This window comes from Rhodanobacter denitrificans, assembly GCF_000230695.2.
Classification (GTDB): domain Bacteria; phylum Pseudomonadota; class Gammaproteobacteria; order Xanthomonadales; family Rhodanobacteraceae; genus Rhodanobacter; species Rhodanobacter denitrificans.
Map to the genome: position 1 here is coordinate 905,987 of NC_020541.1, position 24,431 is coordinate 930,417.

The 24,431-nt window shown below is 66.7% G+C and carries 20 protein-coding genes and 1 pseudogene; 18 read left to right on the plus strand and 3 right to left on the minus strand.

The genetic code is table 11. From position 1 onward, the window contains the following. The first annotated feature begins 72 nt into the window (after positions 1 to 72). The 16 genes and pseudogenes from R2APBS1_RS03945 to R2APBS1_RS04020 all read left to right on the plus strand — a co-directional run bounded on the left by R2APBS1_RS03945 (position 73) and on the right by R2APBS1_RS04020 (position 20,036). Positions 73 to 1,329, plus strand: a complete 1,257-nt coding sequence (locus R2APBS1_RS03945) for an ABC transporter permease (protein ID WP_015446968.1) — start codon at positions 73 to 75, stop codon at positions 1,327 to 1,329. Between the two features lie 119 nt (positions 1,330 to 1,448). Continuing rightward, positions 1,449 to 2,756: an ABC transporter permease gene (locus R2APBS1_RS03950; protein ID WP_015446969.1), complete on the plus strand. Its 1,308-nt coding sequence runs from the start codon at positions 1,449 to 1,451 to the stop codon at positions 2,754 to 2,756. A gap of 8 nt (positions 2,757 to 2,764) precedes the next feature. Continuing rightward, a complete protein-coding gene (locus R2APBS1_RS03955; RefSeq protein ID WP_015446970.1) occupies positions 2,765 to 3,997 on the plus strand; it encodes an ABC transporter permease in 1,233 nt (410 codons plus the stop codon). 118 nt (positions 3,998 to 4,115) lie between these two features. Further along, positions 4,116 to 5,435: pseudogene (locus tag R2APBS1_RS03960) on the plus strand (ABC transporter permease). An 11-nt stretch (positions 5,436 to 5,446) separates the two neighbouring features. Then, the gene (locus R2APBS1_RS03965) at positions 5,447 to 6,661 is read left to right on the plus strand and encodes an ABC transporter permease (protein ID WP_015446971.1); all 1,215 of its coding nucleotides are present in this window, start codon (positions 5,447 to 5,449) and stop codon (positions 6,659 to 6,661) included. 59 nt (positions 6,662 to 6,720) lie between these two features. Then, on the plus strand, positions 6,721 to 8,022 hold the full coding sequence (locus tag R2APBS1_RS03970; RefSeq protein ID WP_015446972.1) for an ABC transporter permease: 1,302 nt from the start codon (positions 6,721 to 6,723) through the stop codon (positions 8,020 to 8,022). Positions 8,023 to 8,031: 9 nt separating this feature from the next. Further along, entirely contained in the window at positions 8,032 to 9,240 is a 1,209-nt protein-coding gene (locus tag R2APBS1_RS03975; protein WP_015446973.1) for an ABC transporter permease, read from the plus strand. Positions 9,241 to 9,366: 126 nt separating this feature from the next. After that, positions 9,367 to 10,671 (plus strand): ABC transporter permease, encoded by a 1,305-nt coding sequence (locus tag R2APBS1_RS03980; RefSeq protein WP_041676668.1) that lies wholly within the window; start codon positions 9,367 to 9,369, stop codon positions 10,669 to 10,671. Then, positions 10,623 to 11,906 carry an ABC transporter permease gene (locus R2APBS1_RS03985; protein ID WP_236126999.1) on the plus strand — a complete coding sequence of 428 codons (1,284 nt, stop codon included), beginning with the start codon at positions 10,623 to 10,625 and terminating at the stop codon, positions 11,904 to 11,906. Before R2APBS1_RS03980 ends, R2APBS1_RS03985 begins: the two co-directional genes overlap by 49 nt. A 142-nt stretch (positions 11,907 to 12,048) precedes the next feature. Next, a complete protein-coding gene (locus R2APBS1_RS03990; protein WP_015446976.1) occupies positions 12,049 to 13,872 on the plus strand; it encodes a DUF885 domain-containing protein in 1,824 nt (607 codons plus the stop codon). Positions 13,873 to 14,127: 255 nt separating this feature from the next. Further along, positions 14,128 to 15,474, plus strand: coding sequence for a sigma-54-dependent transcriptional regulator (locus R2APBS1_RS03995; protein WP_015446977.1), 1,347 nt, complete (start codon positions 14,128 to 14,130; stop codon positions 15,472 to 15,474). Between the two features lie 79 nt (positions 15,475 to 15,553). Further along, complete coding sequence (locus R2APBS1_RS04000) at positions 15,554 to 15,880, plus strand: hypothetical protein (RefSeq protein WP_015446978.1); 327 nt, start codon at positions 15,554 to 15,556, stop codon at positions 15,878 to 15,880. Between the two features lie 31 nt (positions 15,881 to 15,911). Next, positions 15,912 to 17,297 carry a sensor histidine kinase gene (locus R2APBS1_RS04005; RefSeq protein WP_015446979.1) on the plus strand — a complete coding sequence of 462 codons (1,386 nt, stop codon included), beginning with the start codon at positions 15,912 to 15,914 and terminating at the stop codon, positions 17,295 to 17,297. A 60-nt stretch (positions 17,298 to 17,357) separates the two neighbouring features. Then, a complete protein-coding gene (locus tag R2APBS1_RS04010; RefSeq protein WP_027485716.1) occupies positions 17,358 to 18,302 on the plus strand; it encodes an SPFH domain-containing protein in 945 nt (314 codons plus the stop codon). Between the two features lie 10 nt (positions 18,303 to 18,312). Beyond that, the gene (locus R2APBS1_RS04015) at positions 18,313 to 18,759 is read left to right on the plus strand and encodes an NfeD family protein (protein WP_007507104.1); all 447 of its coding nucleotides are present in this window, start codon (positions 18,313 to 18,315) and stop codon (positions 18,757 to 18,759) included. Continuing rightward, a complete protein-coding gene (locus R2APBS1_RS04020; protein ID WP_007507102.1) occupies positions 18,756 to 20,036 on the plus strand; it encodes a threonine/serine exporter family protein in 1,281 nt (426 codons plus the stop codon). The genes R2APBS1_RS04015 and R2APBS1_RS04020 overlap by 4 nt, the downstream gene beginning before the upstream one ends. A gap of 176 nt (positions 20,037 to 20,212) precedes the next feature. Here R2APBS1_RS04020 and R2APBS1_RS04025 read toward each other — a convergent pair whose 3' ends face one another. From R2APBS1_RS04025 to R2APBS1_RS04035, 3 genes are all read right to left on the minus strand, one after another. Further along, complete coding sequence (locus tag R2APBS1_RS04025) at positions 20,213 to 20,536, minus strand: H-NS histone family protein (protein ID WP_007507099.1); 324 nt, start codon at positions 20,534 to 20,536, stop codon at positions 20,213 to 20,215. A 277-nt stretch (positions 20,537 to 20,813) separates the two neighbouring features. After that, a complete protein-coding gene (locus R2APBS1_RS04030) occupies positions 20,814 to 22,511 on the minus strand; it encodes a proline--tRNA ligase (RefSeq protein ID WP_007507097.1) in 1,698 nt (565 codons plus the stop codon). Between the two features lie 105 nt (positions 22,512 to 22,616). After that, positions 22,617 to 23,039 (minus strand): DUF4124 domain-containing protein, encoded by a 423-nt coding sequence (locus R2APBS1_RS04035; protein ID WP_015446981.1) that lies wholly within the window; start codon positions 23,037 to 23,039, stop codon positions 22,617 to 22,619. A gap of 111 nt (positions 23,040 to 23,150) precedes the next feature. On the opposite strand from R2APBS1_RS04035, the gene R2APBS1_RS04040 reads away from it, so the two are divergent. Next, the gene (locus tag R2APBS1_RS04040; RefSeq protein ID WP_015446982.1) at positions 23,151 to 23,933 is read left to right on the plus strand and encodes a CDP-alcohol phosphatidyltransferase family protein; all 783 of its coding nucleotides are present in this window, start codon (positions 23,151 to 23,153) and stop codon (positions 23,931 to 23,933) included. Beyond that, on the plus strand, positions 23,930 to 24,430 hold the full coding sequence (locus tag R2APBS1_RS04045; protein ID WP_015446983.1) for a hypothetical protein: 501 nt from the start codon (positions 23,930 to 23,932) through the stop codon (positions 24,428 to 24,430). The genes R2APBS1_RS04040 and R2APBS1_RS04045 overlap by 4 nt, the downstream gene beginning before the upstream one ends. Position 24,431 lies beyond the last annotated feature (1 nt).

The following is a 24,431-nucleotide window of genomic DNA, read 5'->3' on the forward strand; positions in this document are numbered from 1 at the left end:
AGCGGCCATCCATGGCCGCACTCCTCAGACAAAGCCGGCCCAATCGTCAGATCTACGCAAGGAATAAAGCTCATGAAACTGCATCCCATCCTCGCCGCGCTGCGCAAGCACAAGGCCGGCACCGTGCTGATCGCGCTGCAGATCGCACTTACGCTGGCGATCGTGTGCAACGCCGTGTTCATCATCGGCCAGCGTATCGAGCGGGTGAACCGGCCCACCGGGCTGGACGAGAGCAACCTGTTCCTGGTCAGCCAGCAGTGGGTGGGCGCGCCCAGCGCCGACACGCCCGAAGGCGTGGAGAAACTCGACGCTATGCAGCGCGAGGATCTTGCCGCGCTGCGCCAGCTGCCGGACGTGGCGTCGGTGGCGCCGATCAACTCGATACCGCTGCTCAATTCCTCCTGGACCGGTTCGGTGTCGCTCAAGCCGGGCGCCCAGCTGGGCGGCAAGGGCAATACCCGCACGGCGTACTACTTCACCGACGAGCAGGCGCTGGCCACGCTGGGGCTGCGTCTGGTGGCCGGCCGCGCCTTCACGGCCGGCGACGTGCAGCACCAGGGATTCCGCGACCAGCGCGAGCGCCCGGTCGCCATCATCACCCGGCAGCTGGCGGACAAGCTGTTCCCGCAGGGCAGTGCGGTCGGCAAGGTGATGTACACCGACGGCAGCAGCGCGCCCACTACCGTCATCGGCGTGGTGGAGCGCCTGCAGATCCCCGCCAGCGGCAGCTTTGGCAACGAGTTCGTGTGGAATTCGACGCTGATCCCGACCCGGCTGGACGGGAACTTCGCGCGCTACGCGGTGCGCACCAAGCCGGGCCGGCTGGACGCGGCGATGCGCGCGGTGGCGCCGACGCTGTACAAGGTGAACCCGCTGCGCGTGCTCGACGACGACAGCGTCAAGCCGTTCGACGAGATACGCGCCAAGGCCTATCAGGCCGACCGCGGCATGGCGATCCTGATGGGCGTGGTGGCGCTGATCCTGCTCTGCGTCACCGCCGCCGGCATCGTCGGCCTGACCAGTTTCTGGGTCGGCCAGCGCCATCGGCAGATCGGCGTGCGGCGTGCGCTGGGCGCGCGCAGGATCGACATCCTGCACTACTTCCAGATCGAGAACCTGCTGATCGCCGGCGCCGGCGTGGTGGTCGGCGTGCTGCTGGCGGTGGGCCTGAACCTGTGGCTGATGAGCCATTACGAGATGAGCCGCATCCCGCTGGCTTACGTGCTGACCGGCGTGCTGGCGATGCTGGCGATTGGCCAGGCGGCAGTGTTCGTGCCGGCGCGGCGCGCGTCCAACGTGCCGCCGGTGGAGGCGACGCGGGCGGCGTGATCTGAGCCGGAAACAGGGGCGGGAATGGGGAATCGTCAGAGGCAACGCCACGCGCGCTCCGGCACCTCCCATTCCCGATTCCTGATTCCCCATTCCCTTCTCCGAAGGAGACACCGAAGGTGTTCGGCTACTACCTCGATCTGGCCCTGCGCAGCCTGAAGCGCAACCGGGCGCTCACCGCGCTGATGGTGCTGGCGATCGCGCTGGGCATCGGCGCCAGCATGACCACGCTGACCGTGCTGCACGTGCTGTCGGGCGATCCGCTGCCGGGCAAGAGCGCGCAACTGTATTACCCGCAGGTCGATCCGCAGGACATCAAGGGCATGCTCCCGAACAAGGAGCCGCCAGATCAGGTCACCCTGATCGACGGCCTGAACCTGCTGCGTGCCGGGCGCGCGGACCACCAGGCCTTGATGAGCGGTGGCTCGGTGCCGATCCAGCCTGAACAGTCCTCGCTCGACCCGTTTTACGTGGAGGCGCGCTACACCACGGCGGATTTCTTCGCGATGTTCGATGCACCGTTCCTGTACGGCCACGGCTGGACCGCGGCGCACGGCGAGGCCAAGGCGCGCGAGGTGGTGATCGCCAAGTCGCTCAACGACAAGCTGTTCGGCGGAGCCAACAGCGTGGGCCGCACGTTGCGCATGGCGGGCACTTCCTTCCGCATCGTGGGCGTGCTGGACAGCTGGCAGCCGAATCCGCACTTCTACGATCTCAACACGGGCTCCTACGCGTACGGCGAGCAGGTGTTCCTGCCGCTGCAGACCATGCTGGAGCTGCGGCTGGATCGCAACGGATCGACCGACTGCTGGGGCAATGGCGGCGGTGGCGTCGGCAGCATCCTGCCTTCGGATACCTGCGTGTGGCTGCAGTTCTGGGTGCAACTGGACAGTCCCGCGAAAGCGGCTGCGTACAAGGAGTTTCTCGTGCACTACTCGCAGGAGCAGAAGGCGCTGGGCCGGTTCCAGCGCACGCCCAACGTGCGCCTGCGCAACGTGATGCAGTGGCTCGATTACCAGATGGTGGTGCCCAATGACGTGCGCCTGCAGACCGGGCTGGCGTTCGGCTTCCTGCTGGTGTGCCTGGTCAATACGGTGGGGTTGATGCTGGCCAAGTTCATGCGTCGTGCGGCCGAACTGGGCGTGCGCCGTGCATTGGGTGCCTCGCGGCGCGCGCTGTTCGCGCAGCTGCTGATCGAATCCGGCGTGGTCGGTCTGGTCGGCGGCTGCGGCGGCCTGTTGCTGGCGATGGCCGGTCTGTGGCTGGTGCGGCAACGACCTTCGGACTATGCCGTACTGGCCCACCTGGACCTGAGCATGCTGTTCACCACCTTCATGCTGGCGGTATGCGCCACGCTGCTGGCCGGTCTGCTGCCCGCCTGGCGCGCCTGCCAGATCGCACCCGCCCTGCAGCTGAAGAGCAACTGAGGCGAGCCATGGACATTCTTCCGATCCTTTCCACGCTGCGCCGGCACAAGCTTACGTCCTGGCTGCTGATCCTGGAAATCGCGCTGACCTGCGCCATCGTATGCAACGCGGTATTCCTGATCGGCCAGCGCCTGCAGCGCATGGACATGCCCAGCGGCGTGGCCGAACACGAGCTGCTGCAGATCCAGGTAGCCGACGTGGCGACTCCGTCCAATCCGTATGCCCGCCTCGCGGAGGATCTCGCGGTGCTCAGGCAGGTGCCGGGCGTGCTCTCGGTGGCTTCCTCCAACCAGGTGCCATTCGGTAGTTCGTCGTCGAACGGCAACGTCATGCTCGACCCGGCGCAGCGCGAACGTACGCTCAACGCCGGCACCTACTTCGGCGAAAACCTGGTGCAAACGCTGGGCACCCGGCTGGTCGCCGGGCGTGATCTGCAACCCGATGACTTTATCGACGTGGAGACGGCGATGAAAGCGCTCGGCACCGGCGACAGCAAGAGCCTGCCACACGTCACGCTGATCACCCAGACCATGGCCGAGCGCCTGTGGCCGGGACAGAAACCGCTGGGCCGCACCATTTATCTCACCCCCATCGTGGGTCTGCGCGTGGTCGGCGTGCTGGACAGCCTGGCGCGGGCGAATGCCTACGACGCGGCCAAGGCGCAATACACCATGGTGGTGCCGCTGCGCATGGGCGCGAACAAAGATCAGAGCTACCTGATCCGCACCCGCCCGGAAGACCGCGCGGGCGTCATGGCCGCTGCGCTGGCCGCCCTGAAGAAGGCCGACCCGCAGCGCGTGGTGACCACCCAGCGCAGCTTCGACGAAGTGCGCCGGAAGTTCTTCCAGGATGACCGTGCGATGGCCGGCATGCTGGTCGGCGTGATCGCGGCACTGCTGATCGTTACCGCGCTGGGCATCGTCGGTCTGGCCAGCTTCTGGGTCGCGCAGCGGCGCCGCACCATCGGCGTGCGGCGCGCGCTGGGCGCAACGCGCCGCAACATCCTCAACTACTTCCAGACCGAGAACTTCCTGCTCGCCACGATCGGCATCGCGCTCGGCATGGCGCTGGCCTACGCGATCAACCTGTTCCTGATGCTGCATTACGAGTTGCCGCGACTTCCGGCCATCTATTTCCCCGTCGGCGCGATCGCGCTGTGGCTGATCGGCCAGCTTGCCGTCCTCGGTCCCGCGTTGCGCGCGGCAGCGGTGCCGCCGGTGGTGGCGACACGATCGGTATGAGGAGTCACGTTACAGGTTTTGCAGGAGCGACTTCCGTCGCGATGCTCGTCAGCCTTGCCAGCCAGGCGGCATCGCGGCTGAAGCCGCTCCCGCAAGTGTCATCAACAAAGGACCAGCCATGTTTGCCTACTACCTCGATCTGGCCCTGCGCAGCCTGAAGCGCAACAAGGTGCTCACCGCGTTGATGGTGCTGGCCATCGCCGTCGGCATCGGTGCCAGCATGACCACGCTGACGGTGATGCACCTGCTGTCGGGCGATCCGCTGCCGGGTCGCAGCCAGCACATTTTCTATCCGCAGGTGGACGCCTCACCGGCCGGCTACGCCAAAGGCGGGCCGCTGGACATGCTCGACTACCGCTCGGCGGTGGATCTGTGGAGCGCGCATCGGGCCGATCGCCAGGCGTTGCTTGCAGGCAGCGATGTCAAGGTGCGCGCGCCGGACGCCAAGTTGCCGCCCCTGATGGTGCCGATGCTGGCCACGACCTCCGACTTCTTTGCGATGTTCAAGGTGCCATTCCGGTACGGCAGCGCCTGGACGGCTGCCGATGCCGCCAGCCGTGCGCGCGTGGCGGTGATTTCCTCCAACCTCAACGACAGGCTGTTCGGCGGTGCCGACAGCGTGGGCAAGACCCTGCGCCTGAAAGACAGCGACGTACGGATCGTCGGCGTGATGGATGCGTGGCGGCCCTCGCCGCTCTTCTACGATGTGCGCGCCGGGCGTTTCGCCGAAGGCCAGACCTCGTCGTTCTACGACAAGCCCGAAGATGTGTTCATGCCCTTTTTCAGCGGGCTGGAGGTCAACGACGGCAATTTCTGGCAGTTCACCTGCTGGGGCAAGGTTGCCACGCCGGGGCATCTGTAGGACGCGCCATGTGTCTGGGTCGGCTTGTGGGTGCAGCTGGACAGCGCGTCCAAGGTGGCGGACTACCGCGCCTTCATTGCGCATTACGCGCAGCAACAAAAGGCGCTGGGTCGTTTCGCCAATACCACTACCCGCATGCCGAGCCTGATGCAGTGGCTGGTGTTCAACCATGTGGTGCCCAGTGACGTGAAGTTGCAGGCGTGGCTGGCGTTTGCGTTCCTTGCCATCTGCCTGTTCAACATGATCGGCCTGCTGTTGGCCAAATTCCTGCGTCGCAGCAGCGAAATCGGAGTGCGTCGCGCACTGGGTGCCAGTCGTGGCGCGATATTCGCGCAATGCCTGGTCGAGGCCGGAATGGTCGGCGTGGTCGGTGGCATCGGTGGCTGGTTGCTGACCCTGCTGGGCCTGTGGCTGGTGCGGCGGCAACCCGTCGAATACGCCGATCTGGCGCACCTGGACATCGGCATGCTCGGGTTGACCTTCGCGCTCGCCGTTGCGGCCAGTCTGATGGCGGGTTTCCTGCCCGCATTGCGGGCCAGCCGGGTGGCACCGGCGCTGCAGTTGAAAACGTTGTGAGGACCGGAGCCATGCAGATCAAGCCCATTCTTTCCGCACTGCGCAAGCATCGCCTGTCCACGATCCTGATCGCGCTGGAAATCGCGCTGGCCTGCGCGGTGCTGTGCAATGCCTGTTTCATGATTTCCCAGCGCGTCTCGGCAACGCATATCGACAGCGGAGTGGATGAAACGTCCCTCGCGACGGTACAACTGACCGGCTACGACTCCACCCAAGCGCCCGACGTGGATGCGCGGGCGCTCGCCGCGTTGCGCGCCGTTCCCGGTGTGCAGTCGGTGGCGCCGCTCAATTCCATACCGTTCGGCAGCCGCCGCGGTACCGCTGGAATCACCACCGATGCGGCCGGCGAGCATTTTGGCGGCGTGATCGAATTCTACGTGGGCGGTCCGGGCAGCCTGCAGACACTCGGTGCCAAGCTCATTGCCGGGCGTGCACCGCAGATGGATGACTTTCACGCGTTCACCGGCTTCATGCCCGACGAGGGCAGCGTCCAGATCACGCAGGCCCTGGCCGAACATCTGTGGCCGGGTGCCGATCCGCTCGGCAAGGAGTTCTGGGTGCTGAAGTCGCACTACCGCGTGGTTGGCGTGTTGAAAAATCTGGTCCGGCCCGATCCGACCGGGTGGACGCCAGAACAACGGCAGTGGTCCGTATTCCTGCCGGCGCAGCCGGGCCCGTATCTGACGGGCGGCTACCTGTTGCGCGCCAGTCCCGGGGATTTGCCGCGCGTGCTGCGCGATGCGCTCGCGGCCCTCGCCAAGGCGGTGCCGGAAGTGGTGATTGATCGCGAGAATAGCCATACTCTGGGCGAACTGCGCCACGACGTGTTCAAGAACGATCGCGCGATGGCCGGCATTCTGGTCGGCGTGATCGCCGCGCTACTGCTGGTCACCGCGCTGGGCATCGTCGGCCTGGCCAGCTTCTGGGTGCAGCAGCGCCGCCGGCAGATCGGCATCCGCCGCGCGCTCGGCGCCACCCGGCGCGACATCCTCCACTATTTCCAGACCGAGAATTTCCTCATCGTCAGCGGTGGCATCGTGCTGGGCATGGTGCTTGCCTACGGGCTCAACCTGATGTTGATGACGCAGTACGAGCTGCCGCGCCTGCCGCTGGTCTACCTGCCGGTGGGCGCGCTGGCGCTGTGGGCGCTGGGCCAGCTTGCCGTGCTAGGCCCCGCGCTGCGCGCGGCGGCGGTGCCGCCGGTGGTGGCCACGCGGTCGGTGTGATGTGGACGACTCTCCTCGAACGTGTTTCGGGCGGGATGCCGGATCAGGGGGCGCATGGAATGTTTGGTTATTACATCGATCTCGCGCTGCGCAGCTTCAGGCGCAACAGAGTGCTGACTGCGCTGATGGTGTTGGCGATCGGGCTGGGCATAGGCGCCAGCATGACCACGCTGACCGTGATGCGCCTGCTTTCGGGCGACCCGTTGCCGGAGCGGAGCAGCAGGCTGTTCTATCCGCAGGTGGATCCGAAGCCTGCGGAACCGCACGAGCTTCCCGGGCAGATGACGTATGTCGACGCGATGAACCTGTGGCAAGCGCAACGCGCCGATCGCCAAGCCATCATGGTGGGATCGAACGTGAAGGTGAAGGCAGCGGAGACCGGTGCGAAGCCGATGGGGCTGCATACCCTGGCGACGACGGCGGATTTCTTCCCGATGTTCGGCGTGTCGTTCATCCATGGCGGTCCGTGGACTGCAGCCGATGATGCGCGTAAGGCCAGGGTCGCGGTGCTTTCGCGCAGTGCCTATGAGCGACTCTTTCGCGGCCGCGACGGAATCGGCCAGCCAATCCGCCTGGGCTTGTGGGATTTTCGCGTCGTCGGGGTGATCGAGGACTGGCGGCCCGCACCGCATTTCTACGACCTGGATCGCGAGGCCTATGGCCAAGGCGATGACGTCTTCATTCCGTTCCTGACCTCGCGCGACCTGGCCGAGCTCGGCATCACGGGCTACAGCCTGGACTGCTACGGCAATACCACCGACGACATCCACCTGGAGAACCAGCCCTGCCTATGGCTGAAATTCTGGGTCGAGCTGGACAGTCCGGCCAAGGTCAGTGCATACCGCCAGTTCCTGGACAACTATTCACATGAGCAGCAGGCGCAGGGCCGGTTCACCTATGCCGGTGTGCCGCGCACAGCCTTGCCCGGCATGATGCAGTGGGTGGACCAGAACGGAGTGGTGCCGGCGGACGTACGCCTCAAGGCGTGGGTCGCGTTCGGCTTCCTGCTTGTGTGCCTGATGAACACGACGGGACTGCTGCTGGCCAAGTTCCTCCAGCGCGGCGCCGAGATCAGCGTACGTCGCGCGTTGGGTGCGTCCCGTCGACAAGTGTTCTTCCAGTGCCTGGTGGAAGCCGCCATGGTAGGTGTAGCCGGTGGCGCCCTCGGGCTCGTGCTGGCCTGGGCGGGCCTGTGGGGCATTCGTCGGACACCGGCGGACTACGCCGATCTGGCGCATCTCGATGTGTCGATGTTCGCGACCACGTTCGTGTTGTCGATCGCGGCCAGCTTCGTCGCCGGTTTGTTGCCGGCGTGGCGTGCCTGCCACATCGCCCCCGCCATCCAGCTCAAGACCCTCTGAGGCACGCGCATGCAACTACGCCATGTTCTTGCAGCACTGCCCCGGCACAAGCTGGTTTGCCTTCTCGTCGTGGTCGAGATCGCGGTGGCTTTCGCGATCCTTTGCAACGCGGTCTTCATCATCCGTGAGCGCGTGGGGCAGATGCAGATCGATACCGGCATCGCCGAGAGCCGGTTGATCTATATCCACAACGATGGCGTCGGCGAGGAAAGCAATGCACTGCTGGTCGAGCGCAACCTGCTGGCGTTGCGTAGCCTGGCCGGGGTGGAGTCGGCGGTGGCGATGTTTCCATTGCCGCTGGAAAACATGTCGATCAATTTCCGTCCGTGGCTGACCTCCGACATGAAGCTGCGCGGCCCGGCCGTCGGCATGTTCGTCGGCACGCCCGGTTACCTGGACACGCTGGGACTGAAGATCGTGCAGGGACGGGATTTCAACGACGCGGAATACGACGGCATGGACCGGACCTTGAAGACGTTGTCGCCAGCCGTGATCGTCACCCGGGATATCGCCGACAAACTGTGGCCCGGGCAGAATCCGATAGGAAAGAAATTCTGGCGCAGTCCGAGCCGTGGCTACACCGTGGTCGGGGTGGTCGAGCGGCTGGTGCGTGGCTATCTGCGCAAGGACTTCGTGCCGGAGTATTCGGCGATGTTCCCGGTCAAGCCGGTCTCTTTCGTGTCCGCGCTCTATGTGATGCGGGTAGCGCCTTCCGATCGCGACCGGCTGGTGCGTGAATCCTCGGACCTGCTGCTGAAGCTCAATCCGGACATGCTGATCGATGCCCAAGGCAGCTACGCCGATATGCGCGCGGATTATTTTCGCCAGGACGGGTCGCTGGTCTGGCTGCTGGCCCTGGTCTGCCTGGCGATGCTGCTGGTGACTGCGCTTGGCATCGCCGGGCTGGCGAACTTCTGGGTACAGCAGCGCCGCCGCAACATCGGTATCCGCCGCGCCATTGGCGCCACCCGTGGCGACATCCTGCGCTATTTCCAACTGGAGAATTTCCTGATCGTCAGCGGCGGCATTGCGCTGGGTATGCTGCTGGCCTACGGCATCAACCTGTTCCTGATGCCGCGTTACGAATTGCCGCGGCTGCCGCCGCACTACCTGCCGGTGGGCGCGCTGGCGCTGTGGGCGCTCGGCCAGCTCGCCGTGCTCGGCCCCGCGCTGCGCGCGGCGGCGGTGCCGCCGGTGGTGGCGACGCGCTCGGTGTGATGAACGAGAACATGTTGGAGGGCGCCGTGTGCGCGATGCTCTTTGCGGCCGCGGGGGAAGCATCGCGCACAGGGTGCGCTCCTATAGGGCGGCGTGTGGTTTCAATGGTTGATGGGGGCGCACGGAATGTTTGGCTATTACTTCGATCTGGCGCAGCGCAGTCTCAGGCGCAACCCGGTGCTCACCGCGCTGATGGTGCTGGCGATCGGCTTGGGCATCGGCGCCAGCATGACGATGCTTACGGTGCTGCATGTGATGTCCGACAACCCGTTGCCGGAGCGCAGCGCGCAACTGTTCTATCCGCAGCTCGATCCGCGAGGCATGGAAGACTATCGCGTAGGCGAGGATCCGCCCACGCAGATGGCCTGGATCGACGCGATGAATTTGCTGAAGGCGCGCAAAGGTACCCATCAAGCCGCCATGTCGGGTGGCCAGGTGACGGTGCGCCCTGCGCAGGGCGGCAACCGCGCCTTCTACGTCGATGCGCGTTTCACCTCGGCGGATTTCTTCGCCATGTTTGACGTGCCGTTTGCACGTGGCGGTGGCTGGTCGCCATCAGACGATGACAAGCAGGCGCGAGTGATCGTGATCGCCAAAACGCTGGCCGACAAGTTGTACGGCGAAGGGCCGGTCGTCGGAAATATACTGCGTCTGGGTCAAAACGACTTTCGTATTGTCGGGGTGATCAAACCGTGGAGTCCGGTACCGCATTTCTACGACCTGACCTCGGGCGGTTACCAGGACGGCGAGCAGGTGTTCATGCCGCTGTCCACCGCGTTGGCACTGCATCAGGGGATCGGCGGCAGCCTGGAATGCTGGGGATATATGTCGTTCGACAACCTGGACCGCAAGACGGCCCCGTGCTCCTGGGTGCAGTTCTGGGTCCAACTGGATACGCCCGTGCAGCAACAGGCCTATCGCGAATTTCTGGTGAGTTACTCGCAACAGCAAAAGATGCTGGGACGTTTCATGCGGCCGCCCAACACGCGCCTGCACGACCTCATGGGCTGGTTGGACTACAACAAGGTGGTGCCGGGGAGCGTGCAACTGCAGACGCTGCTGGCGCTGGGGTTCCTGTTGGTGTGCCTGATCAATACGGTGGCACTGCTGCTGGTGAAATTTCTGCGACGCGGCGGTGAGATGGGCGTGCGCCGCGCGATGGGCGCATCGATGCGTTCGATCTTTGCGCAACTGCTGGCCGAGGCGGCGTTGGTGGGACTATGTGGCGGGGTGGTCGGCGTGCTGCTGACGCTGTTCGGCTTGTGGGTGGTGCGACAGCAGCCGGCGCAGTATGCGGGTCTGGCGCATCTGGACGCACCGATGTTGTATGCGACCTTCCTGTTGGCGCTGTGCGGCACCGTACTTGCCGCCATGTTCCCGGCGTGGCGCGCCTGCCGGCTGCCGCCGGCGCGCGCGTTGAAGATCCAGTGAGGGCGACGATCATGCATCCCATCCTTTCCGCACTGAAGCATCACAAGACCACCGTGGCCCTGGTGGTGATGGAGATCGCGTTGACCTGCGCCATCGTCAGCAACGCGTTGTTCCTGATCGGCGATCGTCTTTCGAATATGCAGCTGAGCACCGGAGTTGCCGACAACGAACTGGTTTGGGTCCGCAGCGACAGTCTGCGCGAGGGCGGCACCCCGGACGCTGCGATGAGCCTGGAGCAGGCTGATCTGGCCGCCTTGCGCGGCATGCCGGGCGTCATGGCAGCAGTCAGGGCCAATTCGCTACCGCTGCTGAATGCCTCCATGTGGCGCAGCGGTATCTCCGTTCAGCCCGGCTTGCCCAAGGCCACGTTCAACAGCATCGCGATGTACCTCGGTACGCCGGGGATCGTCGGCGGGCTGGGCATCAGACTTGAGCAGGGGCGCGACTTCCTGCCGCAGGAATATGCCGATTACAGCCCCTCCGCGAATCAGGCGCCGCCTTCGGCGGTGATCATCACGCGTGCCCTGGCCGAGCGCATGTGGCCGGGTCAGAGTGCATTGGGCCGACCGATCTTCATGGGCGAAAAAGGCAAGTACGTTACCCGCGTCGTTGGCGTGACGACGCGCCTGCTCAACCCGACGCTGTCCGGTCGCGCCAACAGCGAAGACAACCTGCTGCTGCCGGTACGCTCAGTCCCGGGTGGCATGTATGTGCTACGCACGGAACCGGGCGCACGCGATGCCATCCTGCGCGACCTCCCGGCCGTGCTCGACCGCGTGGACAACGATCGCATCATCACCGGCAGCGACAGCTACGCACGAACCGTGTCAGATTACTTCCACGACGACCGCGCGCTGATCTGGCTGCTGCTGGTGGTGATCGGCTGCCTGCTGGCGCTGACTGCGCTGGGCGTGGTCGGGCTATCCAGCTTCTGGGTGCAGCAACGCACCCATCAGATCGGCATCCGCCGCGCGGTCGGCGCCACCCGGCGTGACATCCTGCGCTACTTCCAGACCGAGAATTTCCTGATCGTCAGTGGGGGCATCGCGCTGGGCCTGCTGCTGGCTGTCGCGATGAATTTGTTGTTGATGAAGCAGTATGAATTGCCGCGCCTGCCGCTGGCCTACTTGCCGGTCGCCGCGTTGGTGCTGTGGGGGTTGGGCCAGCTTGCCGTGCTCGGCCCGGCGCTGCGTGCGGCCGCGGTGCCGCCGGTGGTGGCGACACGCTCGGTGTGACGATGCGGAGCCACCGCATCCGACCGCCGGCCGGTCCGCTGCGGCAACGGCAAATCCGCTTCCGAGCTGTGCTATCCGGCACGGGAGAACAAGCCTTGTACGGATCACAATGGCGGCTCACGACCTTGGGAGGATGCGTCCGATGAAAATCTTGCCGTTGCTGATCTGTGCGAGTCTGTTGGGTTCGGTGACCCTCGTTCCGTCCGTGCAGGCCGCGCCGGCGGCGCAGGTTGCGCAGGCGAGCGTGGCGACCCGGGTGAAGGCGCTCAACGCGCTGCTGGCTGAGCAGTGGCAGCACACGCTGCAGAACAGCCCGGAGTTCGCCACGATCCTCGGCGACCTGCGTTACAACGACCGCTGGAGCGACCTCTCGCTGGCGCATGCGGCGGCCGAGAACAAGGTGACCGCGAATTTCCTGAAGCGCTTCGAAGCGATCGACACGAGCGGGTTCTCCGATACCGACCGGCTCAACCAGCAGTTGATGGTGCGCCAACTGAAGGACAGGCTGAAAGCCTACGACCTGAAGCTGCACGAGATGCCGCTGGAGCAGATGAGCGGTATCCACTTGGAGCTGGCCGGTTTCGTCAGCTCGATCCCGTTCAACAACACGAAGGAATACGAGGATTATCTGGCGCGTCTGAAGGCGGTGCCGAAAGGCTTCGACCAGGTGATCGGTGTGGCGCGGCAGGGCATGGCCGACAAGATGATGCCGCCGAAATATCTGCTCGAGAAAGTCGTCACGCAGATCGCCAGCATCGAGAAGCCGGCCGGCATGGACAGCGTGTTCGCCGAACCGCTAAAGCATTTCCCGGCGTCGGTGCCGGCGGCCGACCAGAAGCGCCTGCGTGACGCGATCCTTGCGGCGATCGACCAGGACGTGCGCCCGGCCTATCGCAAGCTGGGCGAATTCGTGGCCAGGGATTACGCCCCGCACGGGCGCAGCCAGCCGGGCATCTGGGACCTGCCGAACGGCGATGCGATCTATCGCTACGACGTGGAGCAGATGACCACCACCAAGGAGTCGCCGCAGCAGATCCACGAGCTCGGCCTGGCCGAGGTCAAGCGTATCGAGGGCGAGATGACGAAGATCGCCAAGTCGCAGGGCTTCGCCGACCTGGCCAGCTTCCGCGCCTCGCTGAAGACCAACCCGAAGACGCACGCGACCTCGCGTGAGGACATCCTCGAGCGCTACCGCGGCTATCTGGCGCAGATGCAGCCAGAGCTGCCCAAGCTGTTCGGCCTGCTGCCGAAGACGGAAGTGGTGGTGGTGCCGGTGGAGGCGTTCCGCGAGAAGGAAGCGCCGACGGCCGAATACCACCAGGGCACGCCGGACGGCTCGCGGCCGGGGCAGATCTTCGTCAACACCGGCGATTTCGCGAATCGCAGCGTGCTGTCGATCGAGTCGACCGCCTATCACGAAGGCGTGCCGGGGCATCACCTGCAGATCTCGATTGCGCAGACCCTGCCGGCGCTGCCGCCGTTCCGCCAGCAGGCCGGCTACACCGCCTATATCGAGGGCTGGGCGCTGTATTCGGAGCAGTTGGGCAAGGACATCGGCTTCTACAAGGACCCGCTGTCCGACTATGGCCGCCTGTCGGACGAATTGTTGCGCGCCGACCGCCTGGTGCTCGACACCGGGGTGCATTACAAGCACTGGACGCGCCAGCAGATGGTGGATTTCTTCCACGCGCATTCCAGCGAGGACGAACCGGACGTGCAGGCCGAGACCGATCGCTATGTCACCTGGCCGGGCCAGGCACTGGCCTACAAGATGGGCGAGCTGAAGATTCTTGAGCTGCGCACGCGCGCGAAGCGGGAGCTGGGCAGTCGGTTTGACATTCGCGCGTTCCATGACGAAATCCTCGGCGGTGGCGCGCTACCGCTGGATGTGTTGGAAGCACGCACCGACGCATGGATCGCTGCGGTGAAGGCGGGCAAGGCGCCCGCGCACCCGGTGGTCCGGTAAATCGCCGGCCGGTCGAATCGGCAATCACGCGCGGACAACCCACCCGGCGCGGTGGCCTCCGCCTTTTGCAAGGACGATTCCGGTCGCGATATTCCTGGCCCTGCCGATGCGGCAGAGGGGGCGTCGCGGCCGAAGCCGCTTCCACGGGAATCGGCGGTCATGCGGGGGCCTGGCGCCTCCGTGTTTGAATAGTCCGCAAGTCATGGCAACCTTTGGACCCGGAGCGGCATCCATGACCGCATGTGCAGAAGAAAGATGCGAACTGTCCTGATCATCGATGACAACCCGGCCGTGGGCGAGGCGCTGTCGCTGGCGCTTTCGCTCAACGAGATCCGCCCGCTCGTCGCGCTGACGCCCGACGAGGGCCTGGCGCTGCTGCAGCGCGAGGCGGTGGACGTGGTGATTCAGGACATGAACTTCACCGCCGACACCACCTCGGGCGAGGAGGGCGTGGCGCTGTTCCGGGCGATCCGCGAGCGCCATCCGGACCTGCCGGTGATCCTGCTGACCGCATGGACGCACCTGGAAACCGCGGTGGAGCTGGTCAAGGCCGGCGCCGCCGACTACCTGGCCAAGCCGTGGGACGACAACAAGCTGCTGGCCACGGTGGAGAACCTGCTGGAGCTGTCCGAATCGACCCGCGAGGTGAGCCGCAGCCGGCGCGAGCGGCGCCAGCGGCGCGAGCAGCTGCAGCGCAAGTACGAACTGGACGGCCTGGTGTTCGCCTCCGAGGCGATGGCGCGCACGCTGGACCTGGCCTGCCAGATCGCCCGCTCCGACGTGCCGGTGCTGATCACCGGGCCGAACGGCACCGGCAAGGAGCGCATCGCGGCGATCGTGCACGCGAACTCGGCGGTGAAGCGCGGCCCGTTCGTGGCGGTGAACTGCGGCGCGCTGCCGGGCGAGTTGATCGAGGCCGAGCTGTTCGGCGCCGAGGCCGGCGCGTACACCGGCGCGAACAAGGCGCGCGAGGGCCGCTTCGAGCTGGCCGACGGCGGCACGCTGTTCCTGGACGAGATCGGCAACCTGCCGCTGCCCGGCCAGATGAAGCTGCTGCGGGTGCTGGAGACCGGCCAATTCGAGCGCCTGGGCTCGGGCAAGACGCGCCAGGCGAAGGTGCGCGTATTGAGCGCGACCAATGCCGACCTCAAGGCGATGATCCAGGCCGGCACCTTCCGCGAGGACCTGTACTACCGGCTCAACGTGATCGAGGTGAACCTGCCGCCGCTGAGCGAACGCAACGACGACATCCTGCCGCTGGCCGAGTTCTTCCTGGACGACCGCGCCGAACTCGGCGATGCCGCGCGCGAGGCCATGCTGGGTTACCAGTGGCCGGGCAACGTGCGCGAGCTGAAGAACGCGATCGAGCGCGCCGCGCTGCTGGCCGGCGACCAACCGATCACCCCCGAGCTGCTGAACCTGCCGCAGCACGCGGCGACCGCCACGGCGACGCGCAACCTGGACGAGCCCAGCCGCGAGGCGGTGGAGAGCGCCTTGCACAAGGCCGACGGCGTGGTCAGCCGCGCCGCGCAGAACCTGGGCCTGTCGCGCCAGGCGCTGTACCGGCGGATGGAGCGCTACGGCTTGGCGACCACGGCGTGAGCGAACTGTGACGGCGATGCTTGTCCCTGACCCCGAAGGCGTAGAAAGATGACCGCATGCATCCAGCAGGGGAAGGGCCATGCGATATCGCCGGATCATGCTTGTCACCGCCTGGCTGAGCGCCGGGACGGCCCTGGCGCAGGCGCCGTCGGACTCCAGCGCGGACTGGTCGCTGCGCCCCGCCGCCGTCGGCGCGGTCGAGTATCGGCTCGGCTCGCCGATGGTGCTGGCGGACGCGGGCAGCAGCCCGTTCCGGTTCAGCGATGGCCGCGAGGGCGACGTGCTGAACAAGCCGCCGCCGCGTCCGATGGACCGGGCCGCGGTGCTCGGCACCGAGCGCGCGTGGGTCGGCGGGCGGCCGCCGCTCGACTGCGCGATGACCCCGCTGGACGCCAGGTGCCATTGAGTCGGCTTTTTCCCGTCGAGGAGAACAGCCGATGTGGCGTCGCCTGAATTCGCTGCAGGGGTGCCTGACCCTGCTGCTGGCGGTGGCCGGCCTGGCCGGCGCGCTGGTCTACGCCGGCGTCACCCAGTGGCCGCTGCCGCAGTTGCTGCTGTGGTTGCGCAAGGACCTGGCGCTGTCGATCCGCGCGCCGATGCAAGTGGGCATCTACGGCGGCCTGCTGGCCAGCGTGGTAGTGCTGCTGCCGCTGGCGTTCTGGCTGGCCGGCCAGGTGATGGCGCCGGTGAGCCGGCTGCTGCGCGCGCTGGAAGGCGCGGTGGCCAGCTACCGCGACGGCGATTTCAGCTTCTCGATCGCGATCAACCGACGCGACGAGCTGGGCGAGCTGATCCGCATGCACAATGCGCTGGGGCAGACCCTGCGCGAGCAGCGCCAGCACCTGGTGCAGCGCGAGCTGCTGCTGGACACGGTGGTGCAGAACACCCCGGTGGCGCTGGTGCTGACCGACGCGATCGGCAAGGTGGCCTACGCCAACATCGCCTCGCGGCACCTGTTCAACGAAGGCCGCAGCCTGGTCGGGCTGGACTTCGCCGAGCTGCTGGCCGAGGCGCCCGAGGCGCTGCGCAAGGCGGTGGAAAGCGGCGAGGATGCCTTGCTCAGCGTGGAGATGGACGGCAGTGAGGAAACCTTCCACCTGTCGCAGCGCGCGTTCCGGCTGCAGGGCCGGCCGCACCGGCTGCATCTGTTCCGGCGCATGACGCGCGAGCTGTCGCGGCAGGAGGTGGCGACCTGGAAACGGGTGATCCGGGTGATCAGCCACGAGCTCAACAACTCGCTGGCGCCGATCACCTCGTTGGCGCACTCCGGCGCGGAACTGGCCCGCCGCGGCCAGCTGGATCGGCTGCCCGGCGTGTTCGCCACCATCGGCGAACGCGCGCTGCATCTGCACCGCTTCATCGCCGGCTACGCCAGCTTTGCCAAGCTGCCCACGCCGCAACCGGCGGACATCGCGTGGAAGCCGTTCCTGGACGGGCTGGCGTTGCATTGCCAGTACCGCCTGGCGTCGCCGGCGCCGGAGCGGCCGGGGCATTTCGATGCGGTGCAGATCGAGCAGGTGCTGATCAACCTGATCAAGAACGCGCACGAATCGGGTGGGCCGGCCGATGAGGTCACGCTGTCGATCATGGACGTCGGCAACGAGCTGCGCATCGAGGTGGCCGATCGCGGCCCCGGCATGAGCGAGACGGTGCTGGCGCAGGCGCTGCTGCCGTTCTATTCGACCAAGCGCTCCGGCACCGGCTTGGGCCTGGCGCTGGCGCGCGAGATCACCGAGGCGCACGGCGGCCGCGTGCTGCTGGCCAACCGCGAAGGCGGCGGCCTCAGGGTGAGCCTGCGCCTGCCGCAGCCGGCGGCCCGGTAGCGCTCGAAGCGGCACGGGCTCGCCTATACTCAAGCCTTCTGCATGGACATGGGGTGGGCAATGGGACAGCTTCTTGCGTTGGTCATCGTGGCCGTCGTCGTCATCGGCGTGGCCAAGCTGGTGCGCATCGTGCCGCAAGGCTACGAATGGACGGTGGAAACGTTCGGCAAGTACACCCGCACGCTGAGTCCGGGGCTGCATTTCCTGATCCCGATCTACCAAGCGGTCGGGCGCAAGATCAACATGATGGAACAGGTGCTGGACGTGCCCAGCCAGGATGTGATCACCAAGGACAACGCGGTGGTGCGCGTGGACGGCGTGGTGTTCTACCAGGTGCTGGACGCGTCCAAGGCGGCGTATGAGGTGTCCAACCTGGAGCAGGCCTCGCTGGCGCTGGTGATGACCAACATCCGCACGGTGCTCGGCTCGATGGATCTGGACGAAAGCCTGAGCCAGCGCGACGCGATCAACGCCAAGCTGCTCAAGGTGGTCGACGAGGCGACCCATCCATGGGGCGTCAAGGTCAACCGCATCGAGATCAAGGACATCGCGCCGCCGCGCGACCTGATCGACGCGATGGCGCGGCAGATGAAGGCCGAGCGCGAGAAGCGCGCGAACATCCTCGACGCCGAAGGCTTCCGCCAGGCGGCGATCCTCAAGGCCGAGGGCGAGAAGCAGTCGGTGATCCTGGCCGCCGAAGGCGAGAAGGAGGCCGCGTTCCGCACGGCCGAGGCGCGCGAGCGTTCGGCCGAGGCCGAGGCGAAGGCGACCACGATGGTGTCCGACGCGATCGCCAACGGCAACGTCAACGCCTTGAACTACTTCGTTGCCAACAACTACGTCGAGGCGCTGAAGGCGATGGCCGCCTCGCCGAACCAGAAGATGCTGCTGCTGCCGATCGAGGCCACCGGCATCCTCGGCTCGCTGGCCGGCATCGCCGAGCTGGCCAGGGAATCGCTCGGCCAGCAGCAGAAGCCGGCGGCGATCCAGCCGCCGCTGCGCTGAGGACACGGCGATGTGGGAGCTTTCGACGCATTACCTGTGGTGGATCCTGGCGTTGCTGCTGATCGCCGGCGAGTTGCTGCTGCCCGGCTATTTCCTGCTGTGGATCGGCCTGGCGGCCGCCGCGATGGGTGTGGTGCTGTGGGTCGATCCGACGCTGGGCCTGCTGGCGCAGGCGATTCTGTTCGGCCTGCTCGCGTTTGCCGCGTGCGTCGGTTACGCGCGCTGGCTGCGGCCGCGGCTGGAACGCCGCGCGCCCGGTGGCGAACGGCTGAACCGCCGCGCCGAGCAGTTGATCGGGCAGCGCTACGAGCTGGTCGAGCCGATCGTCAACGGCCGCGGCAAGGCCCGCGTGGGTGACGGCCAGTGGCTGGTCAGCGGGCCGGACCTGCCGCTGGGCACCACGGTGGAGGTAGTCGCGGTGGAAGGCACCACGCTGCAGGTGCGCGCCGCGGCATGAGCGCGGGCGACGCCATCAGTCCGCAGCAGTTCGCCACCACCGCGCCGGCCACGCGCATCGCGTTCGTGCTGGAACTGGCGCGGCGGTTGCACCAGTACGGCACCTCGGCGCCGCGGCTGGAAATGGCCATCGCCGGCGCGGCGCAGCGGCTGGGGCTGTCGGCCGACGTGTGGTCCAGCCCCACCGCGATCATCATCTCGTTCGCCGACCTGGCCCAGGGCGAGGAAGGCGTGGCGCAGACCACCCAGGTGATGCGGCTGGCGCCGGGCGAGGTGAACCTGGAGCGGCTGTGTCAGGCCGACGACATCGCCGACCGCGCGATCGCCGGCGAGCTGGGCCTGCGCGAGGGTTTCCGCCGACTGCGCGAACTGGGCCGGCCCGACACGCGGCGCGAGAAGATCGGCTCGATCGCCAGCTACGGCCTGTCCGCGGCCAGCATCGCGGCGCTGTTCCTGCACAGTTCCTGGGTGGACCTGGTGGTGGCCGGCGTGATCGGTGCGGTCATCGGCTGCATCACCCTGCTCGCGGCCAGCCGGCCGCGGCTGGCGGTGGCCAGCGACGCGATCTGCGCGCTGGTGGCGACCACGGTGGCGATCGTGGTGAGCGCGTTCGTGGTGCCGCTGGCGATCAAGTCGGTGGTGCTGGCCAGCCTGATCATCCTGGTGCCGGGCATGTCGCTGACCAATGCCGTGCGCGAGATTTCCAGCGGGCACCTGGTGTCCGGCATGGCGCGCATGGGCGGCGCCATGTCGACCCTGCTCAAGCTCACCTTCGGCACCATCGCGGCGACCCAGTTGTGCGCCGCGGTGGGCATCACGGCGCGCGATTTCGCGCTGCCGGCGTTGCCGACCTGGACCGATTACCCGGCCCTGCTGGTCGCGGCGATCGCGTTCGCCATCCTGTTCCGCGCGGCCCGACGCGACTGGCCGGTGGTGATCGTGGCAGTGGTGGTGGGCTACCTGGCCACGCGCTGGGGCGGGGCGATCTCCGGCTCGCTGCCGGGCGCGCCGGTGGGCGTGTTCCTGGGCGGCCTGCTGCTGGGTGCGCTGGCCAATGTCTACGCGCGCTTCGCGCATCGCCCGGGCGCGGTCATCCGCGAGCCGGGCATCCTGCTGCTGGTGCCGGGCAGCGTGGGCTTCCGCAGCGTGTCGTTCCTGCTCGAGCGCGATGCCACGCTGAGCCTGGACACCGGTGTGCTGCTGGTGACCCTGCTGGTCTCGCTGGTGGCGGGGCTGATGTTCGGCGACCTGCTGGTTTCGCCGCGCCGGTCGCTGTAGGAGCGCACCCTGTCCACGAGGGACTTCCTTCGGTCGTGCGCGATGCCTTTTGCCACGTCAACGAAAAGCATCGCGCACAGGCTGCGCTCCTGCAAGAACGGCCGGCCATGCCGCGGCAGCCCGCACAAAAAAACGCCGGCGCAAGGCCGGCGCTTTCTTGTGCGGACGGCGGGCAATCAGATCGCCAGGTCCTTTTCCTTCTTGCCGGCCTTCAGCGCATCGTTGAACCAGTGCGGGCGCTTGCCGCGGCCGGACCAGGTCTGCGCGGGGTTGGCCGGGTTGCGGTATTTCGGCGGAACCGTTCCGGTGCTGCGCTTGGCCTTGCCGCGCGTGCTGCCGAAGATGTCTTCGAAGGCGTAACCCTCGGCCTTGATCAGTGCATGCACTTTCTCGCGCAGCTTGACGACCTTTTCCTTGCGCAGTTCATTCTGGCGCAACTGGGCCTTGCTGATCAGGTCGTTGAGCTGGCTGTGATTGAGGTTCTTGATATCGACGGCCATGACGGACTCCCGGTAAGTGTCGGCAATAAAAAACAGGGTGCTGGTCGGGCTATTATCGAAGCGGTGCCCGGCAGGTGGAATCGGCTGCAGTGGCGATTCTCGCTTATTTGCGGAATATTTGTAAAGCGAACGGCGTCACGTGAAATGCGTATTCACATTATCGCCAGTTAATGGCGTGGCGGGTTTTGAATTAGCCGGTTCGCCTGATTCAGGCATCGGCCTGGCAAAGCAACGGCCGCACTGGGGCGGCCGTTGCAGTTAATGCCGGGAGGCGGTTTCAGCCGAGCAGGGCAAGCAACTCGTCCTCGGTCAGGGAGCGGCTTTCGCTGTTGCCGCGGGCGCGGTATTCCAGTGTGCCCGCGGCGAGCCCGCGCTCGCTGACCACCACGCGGTGCGGGATGCCGATCAGCTCCATGTCGGCGAACATGCTGCCGGCGCGCACGCCGCGGTCGTCCAGCAAGGCTTCGATGCCGCGCTGGCGCAGCGCCTGGTACAGCGCTTCGGCGGCCGCGCTGACGGCGGGCGCGTTTTTCGGGTTGATCACGCATACCGCCACGCGCCACGGCGCCATGGCTTCCGGCCAGAGGATGCCGGCCTCGTCGTGACGCTGCTCGATCGCGGCGGCGACGATGCGACTGACGCCGATGCCGTAGCAGCCCATGGTCATCACCTGCGGCTTGCCGGTTTCGTCCACCACGGTGGCGCCGAGCGCCTCGGCGTACTTCGTACCCAGCTGGAACACGTGGCCGACCTCGATGCCACGGGCGATGTGCAGCACGCCGCTGCCGTCGGGCGACAGGTCGCCTTCGACCACGTTGCGCAGGTCGGCGACGCGGGTGATGCGCGCGTCGCGCTCCCAGTTCGCGCCGGTGCAGTGCGTACGGTCGACGTTGCCGCCGCAGACGAAGTCGGCGAGCACGGCCGCGTCACGATCGACGATCACCGGGATCGATGCCGGCAGGCCGACCGGGCCGATGAAGCCGGGCCGCGTGCCGGTGGTGGCAAGGATTTCATCCTCGCTGGCGAGCACCGACTCACCCGGCAACTCGGCCAGCTTGCCGGCCTTGACCTCGTTGATCTCGTGGTCGCCGCGCAGGCACAGCGCGACCAGACCGTCGCGACCGCGTACCAGCAGGGTCTTCACGCATTGCCGCGGGCTGAGCTGGAGGAAGCCGGCAATGTCGTCGATGGTCTTCTGGGTGGGCGTGTCGACCCGCTGCAGGGCGGCGGCCGGCGCAGGGCGTGCCGCGGCCGGTGCCAGCGCTTCGGCTTTCTCGAGATTCGCGGCGTAATCGGAGCCGTCGGAAAACGCGATCGCATCCTCGCCGGAATCGGCCAGCACCTGGAATTCGTGGCTGGCATTGCCGCCGATCGCACCGGTATCGGCCTGCACCGCGCGGAAGGTCAATCCCAGACGGGTGAAAATGCGCACATAAGCCTGGTACATCGCCGCGTAGGTTTCGGCCAGCGAATCCTGAGTCAGGTGGAACGAATAAGCGTCCTTCATCAGGAATTCGCGCGCGCGCATCACGCCGAAACGGGGGCGGATCTCATCGCGGAACTTGGTCTGGATCTGGTAGAAGTTGACCGGCAGTTGCTTGTAGCTTTTCAGCTCGTTGCGGGCAAAGTCGGTAACCACTTCCTCGTGGGTCGGGCCGTAGCAGAATTCCTGGCCCTTGCGGTCCTTGATTTTCAGCAACTGGCCGCCGAATTTCTCCCAGCGGCCGGTTTCTTCCCACAATTCCCTCGGCTGCACCGACGGCATCAGCATTTCGATCGCGCCGGCGCGGTCCATTTCCTCGCGTACGATGGTTTCCACCTTGCGCAGCACGCGCAGGCCCAGCGGACTCCAGGTGTACAGGCCGGAGGCCAGCTTGCGGATCATGCCGGCGCGCAACATCAGCCGGTGACTGGCGATTTCGGCGTCGGCAGGGACTTCCTTGACGGTGGCCAGGTGGAATTGGCTGAGGCGCATGCGGCTGGTTCCGGCGTGATGAAGACGTCCATTGTAGCGGCCTGCCGGTGCTGTCGCAGGCCGAGCCGGCACCGCCTGGCGCAGGCTCGGCGGTGTCGCCGCGGCTTACCGGGCCTGCTGGCAGAACTGGTCGTAGTTCGCCTGCGCCGAGGTGATCTGCTGCTTGCGCTGGGCGTCGTCGAGCGCGACGGTCTTGCCGTTTTGCTGCATCACCACCGGACCGCCGCCCTGCAACGCGGCGAGATTGGTTTTCAGCGCCGCGCACATCTTGTCGCGGTTTTCCGGCGTGTTGGTCACCGGCCTGGCCGGTTCGGCCGGGGTCTCGCTGCCGGGCGCCGTTCTGGCAGTGGCCGGCGCGGCCAGTGGGTCCACCGTGCCGGTGGTGGTCACCTTCTGATACTTCGTGCCCTGTGCCGGTGGCGCTTCGGCGTAGTGCACGGTGCCGCTGGCATCCGTCCACTTGTAGACCTGGGCGGCGGCCAGCGGGGCAAGCAGCAGCAGCGCCACGGCAATCAGCGAACGATGCATGGTGTTCTCCATTTCGCGGGGATATGACGGTTCACCTTGTTATCACTCCGGCGTGCCGGACTCAAGCAGCCGATGGTTTACACTGCGCGCATCCCGTCACGGTCTTGATTCATGAGCGAGCCACCGCCCGTACGCCCGCCTCGTCACCGGGGTATTTACCTGCTGCCGAACCTGTTCACCACGGGGGCCATGTTCGCCGGTTTCTACGCGATCATCGCCAGCATCGGCGGCCGTTATACCGAGGCGGCGGTTGCGGTATTCATTGCCGCGCTGCTGGACGGCATGGACGGCCGCGTGGCGCGCATGACCGGCACCCAGACCGAGTTCGGCGTGCAGTACGACTCGCTGTCGGACCTGGTCAGCTTCGGCCTGGCGCCGGCGCTGGTGATGTATACGTGGTCGCTGTCGGCACTGCGCGATTTCGGCCCGCTGTGGGGCAAGCTGGGCTGGGCCGCCGCCTTCATCTACGCCGCCTGCGCCGCGTTGCGGCTGGCGCGCTTCAATACCCAGGTCGGCGTGGCCGACAAGCGTTACTTCCAGGGGTTGGCCAGCCCGGCGGCGGCGGCGGTGTGCATGTCGTTCGTGTGGAGCGTGGACAAGTTCGGCCTGGCCGGCAGCGATTTCTGCTTCATCACGCCGGTGATCGCGATCGTGGTCGGCCTGCTGATGGTCAGCCGCTTCCGCTATTTCAGCTTCAAGTCGCTGCCGATGGGCGATCGCCAGCGGGTGCCGTTCGTGTGGATGGTGGTCGCGGTGCTGCTGCTGGCCTTGCTGATCCTGGACACGCCGCGCGTGCTGTTCGTCGGCTTCACGCTCTACCTGTTGTCTGGCCCGGTGTGGACCATCTGGAGCCTGGCCACGCATCGGCGCCGGGTGCGGCGCAGCGCGGCATGAACGCGGCGGCATGCCAGCACGCCGAGGCCGGTCATCGCGCCCGCGTGCTGCGCGCGCTGGGCGTGACGCCGTGGCAGCGTCGGACGACGCCGGCGGCGATCGCTGCGGCCGCGCCGGAATCCGTCGCTTCCGCGGCCCTGGACGCGGTGGCGGGCACGCGCTGTGTGGTGGTGTTGCCGCAGGGCTGCAGCGCGCGCGAACTCGACTTGCTCGGTCGCGCGTTGAGTGCATGCGGCGCCGCGCTGGCGCGTGCCGCGCGGGTCACGGTGAGCGGCGGCCAGCTGGCTGCCGGCGTGCCCGAGGCCCGCGCCTACCTGGTGCTGGGTGAAGCCCAGGCGCATGCGCTGGGCCGTGCATTGCCGGCGGCGGTGATGCACCAGGCGCAGATCGTGCTGGCCGACGAGCCGGCGCTGCTGCTTGCCAGTGCCGGCGCCAAACGGCGGCTGTGGAACGCGCTGCGCAGCGTGCGCCGTGCACTGGCCGCTGCGAGCGGCTGAG

Bases quoted from the DNA above. Each gene is read 5' to 3' on its own strand.
- R2APBS1_RS03995 (WP_015446977.1), top strand. From the start codon at position 14,128: ATGCGAACTGTCCTGATCATCGATGACAACCCGGCCGTGGGCGAGGCG.
- R2APBS1_RS03945 (WP_015446968.1), top strand. From the start codon at position 73: ATGAAACTGCATCCCATCCTCGCCGCGCTGCGCAAGCACAAGGCCGGC.
- R2APBS1_RS04040 (WP_015446982.1), top strand. From the start codon at position 23,151: ATGAGCGAGCCACCGCCCGTACGCCCGCCTCGTCACCGGGGTATTTAC.
- R2APBS1_RS03955 (WP_015446970.1), top strand. From the start codon at position 2,765: ATGGACATTCTTCCGATCCTTTCCACGCTGCGCCGGCACAAGCTTACG.
- R2APBS1_RS04015 (WP_007507104.1), top strand. From the start codon at position 18,313: ATGTGGGAGCTTTCGACGCATTACCTGTGGTGGATCCTGGCGTTGCTG.
- R2APBS1_RS04025 (WP_007507099.1), bottom strand. From the start codon at position 20,536: ATGGCCGTCGATATCAAGAACCTCAATCACAGCCAGCTCAACGACCTG.
- R2APBS1_RS03975 (WP_015446973.1), top strand. From the start codon at position 8,032: ATGCAACTACGCCATGTTCTTGCAGCACTGCCCCGGCACAAGCTGGTT.
- R2APBS1_RS03980 (WP_041676668.1), top strand. From the start codon at position 9,367: ATGTTTGGCTATTACTTCGATCTGGCGCAGCGCAGTCTCAGGCGCAAC.
- R2APBS1_RS03970 (WP_015446972.1), top strand. From the start codon at position 6,721: ATGTTTGGTTATTACATCGATCTCGCGCTGCGCAGCTTCAGGCGCAAC.
- R2APBS1_RS03965 (WP_015446971.1), top strand. From the start codon at position 5,447: ATGCAGATCAAGCCCATTCTTTCCGCACTGCGCAAGCATCGCCTGTCC.
- R2APBS1_RS04005 (WP_015446979.1), top strand. From the start codon at position 15,912: ATGTGGCGTCGCCTGAATTCGCTGCAGGGGTGCCTGACCCTGCTGCTG.
- R2APBS1_RS04045 (WP_015446983.1), top strand. From the start codon at position 23,930: ATGAACGCGGCGGCATGCCAGCACGCCGAGGCCGGTCATCGCGCCCGC.
- R2APBS1_RS04010 (WP_027485716.1), top strand. From the start codon at position 17,358: ATGGGACAGCTTCTTGCGTTGGTCATCGTGGCCGTCGTCGTCATCGGC.
- R2APBS1_RS04035 (WP_015446981.1), bottom strand. From the start codon at position 23,039: ATGCATCGTTCGCTGATTGCCGTGGCGCTGCTGCTGCTTGCCCCGCTG.
- R2APBS1_RS04000 (WP_015446978.1), top strand. From the start codon at position 15,554: ATGCGATATCGCCGGATCATGCTTGTCACCGCCTGGCTGAGCGCCGGG.
- R2APBS1_RS04030 (WP_007507097.1), bottom strand. From the start codon at position 22,511: ATGCGCCTCAGCCAATTCCACCTGGCCACCGTCAAGGAAGTCCCTGCC.
- R2APBS1_RS04020 (WP_007507102.1), top strand. From the start codon at position 18,756: ATGAGCGCGGGCGACGCCATCAGTCCGCAGCAGTTCGCCACCACCGCG.
- R2APBS1_RS03990 (WP_015446976.1), top strand. From the start codon at position 12,049: ATGAAAATCTTGCCGTTGCTGATCTGTGCGAGTCTGTTGGGTTCGGTG.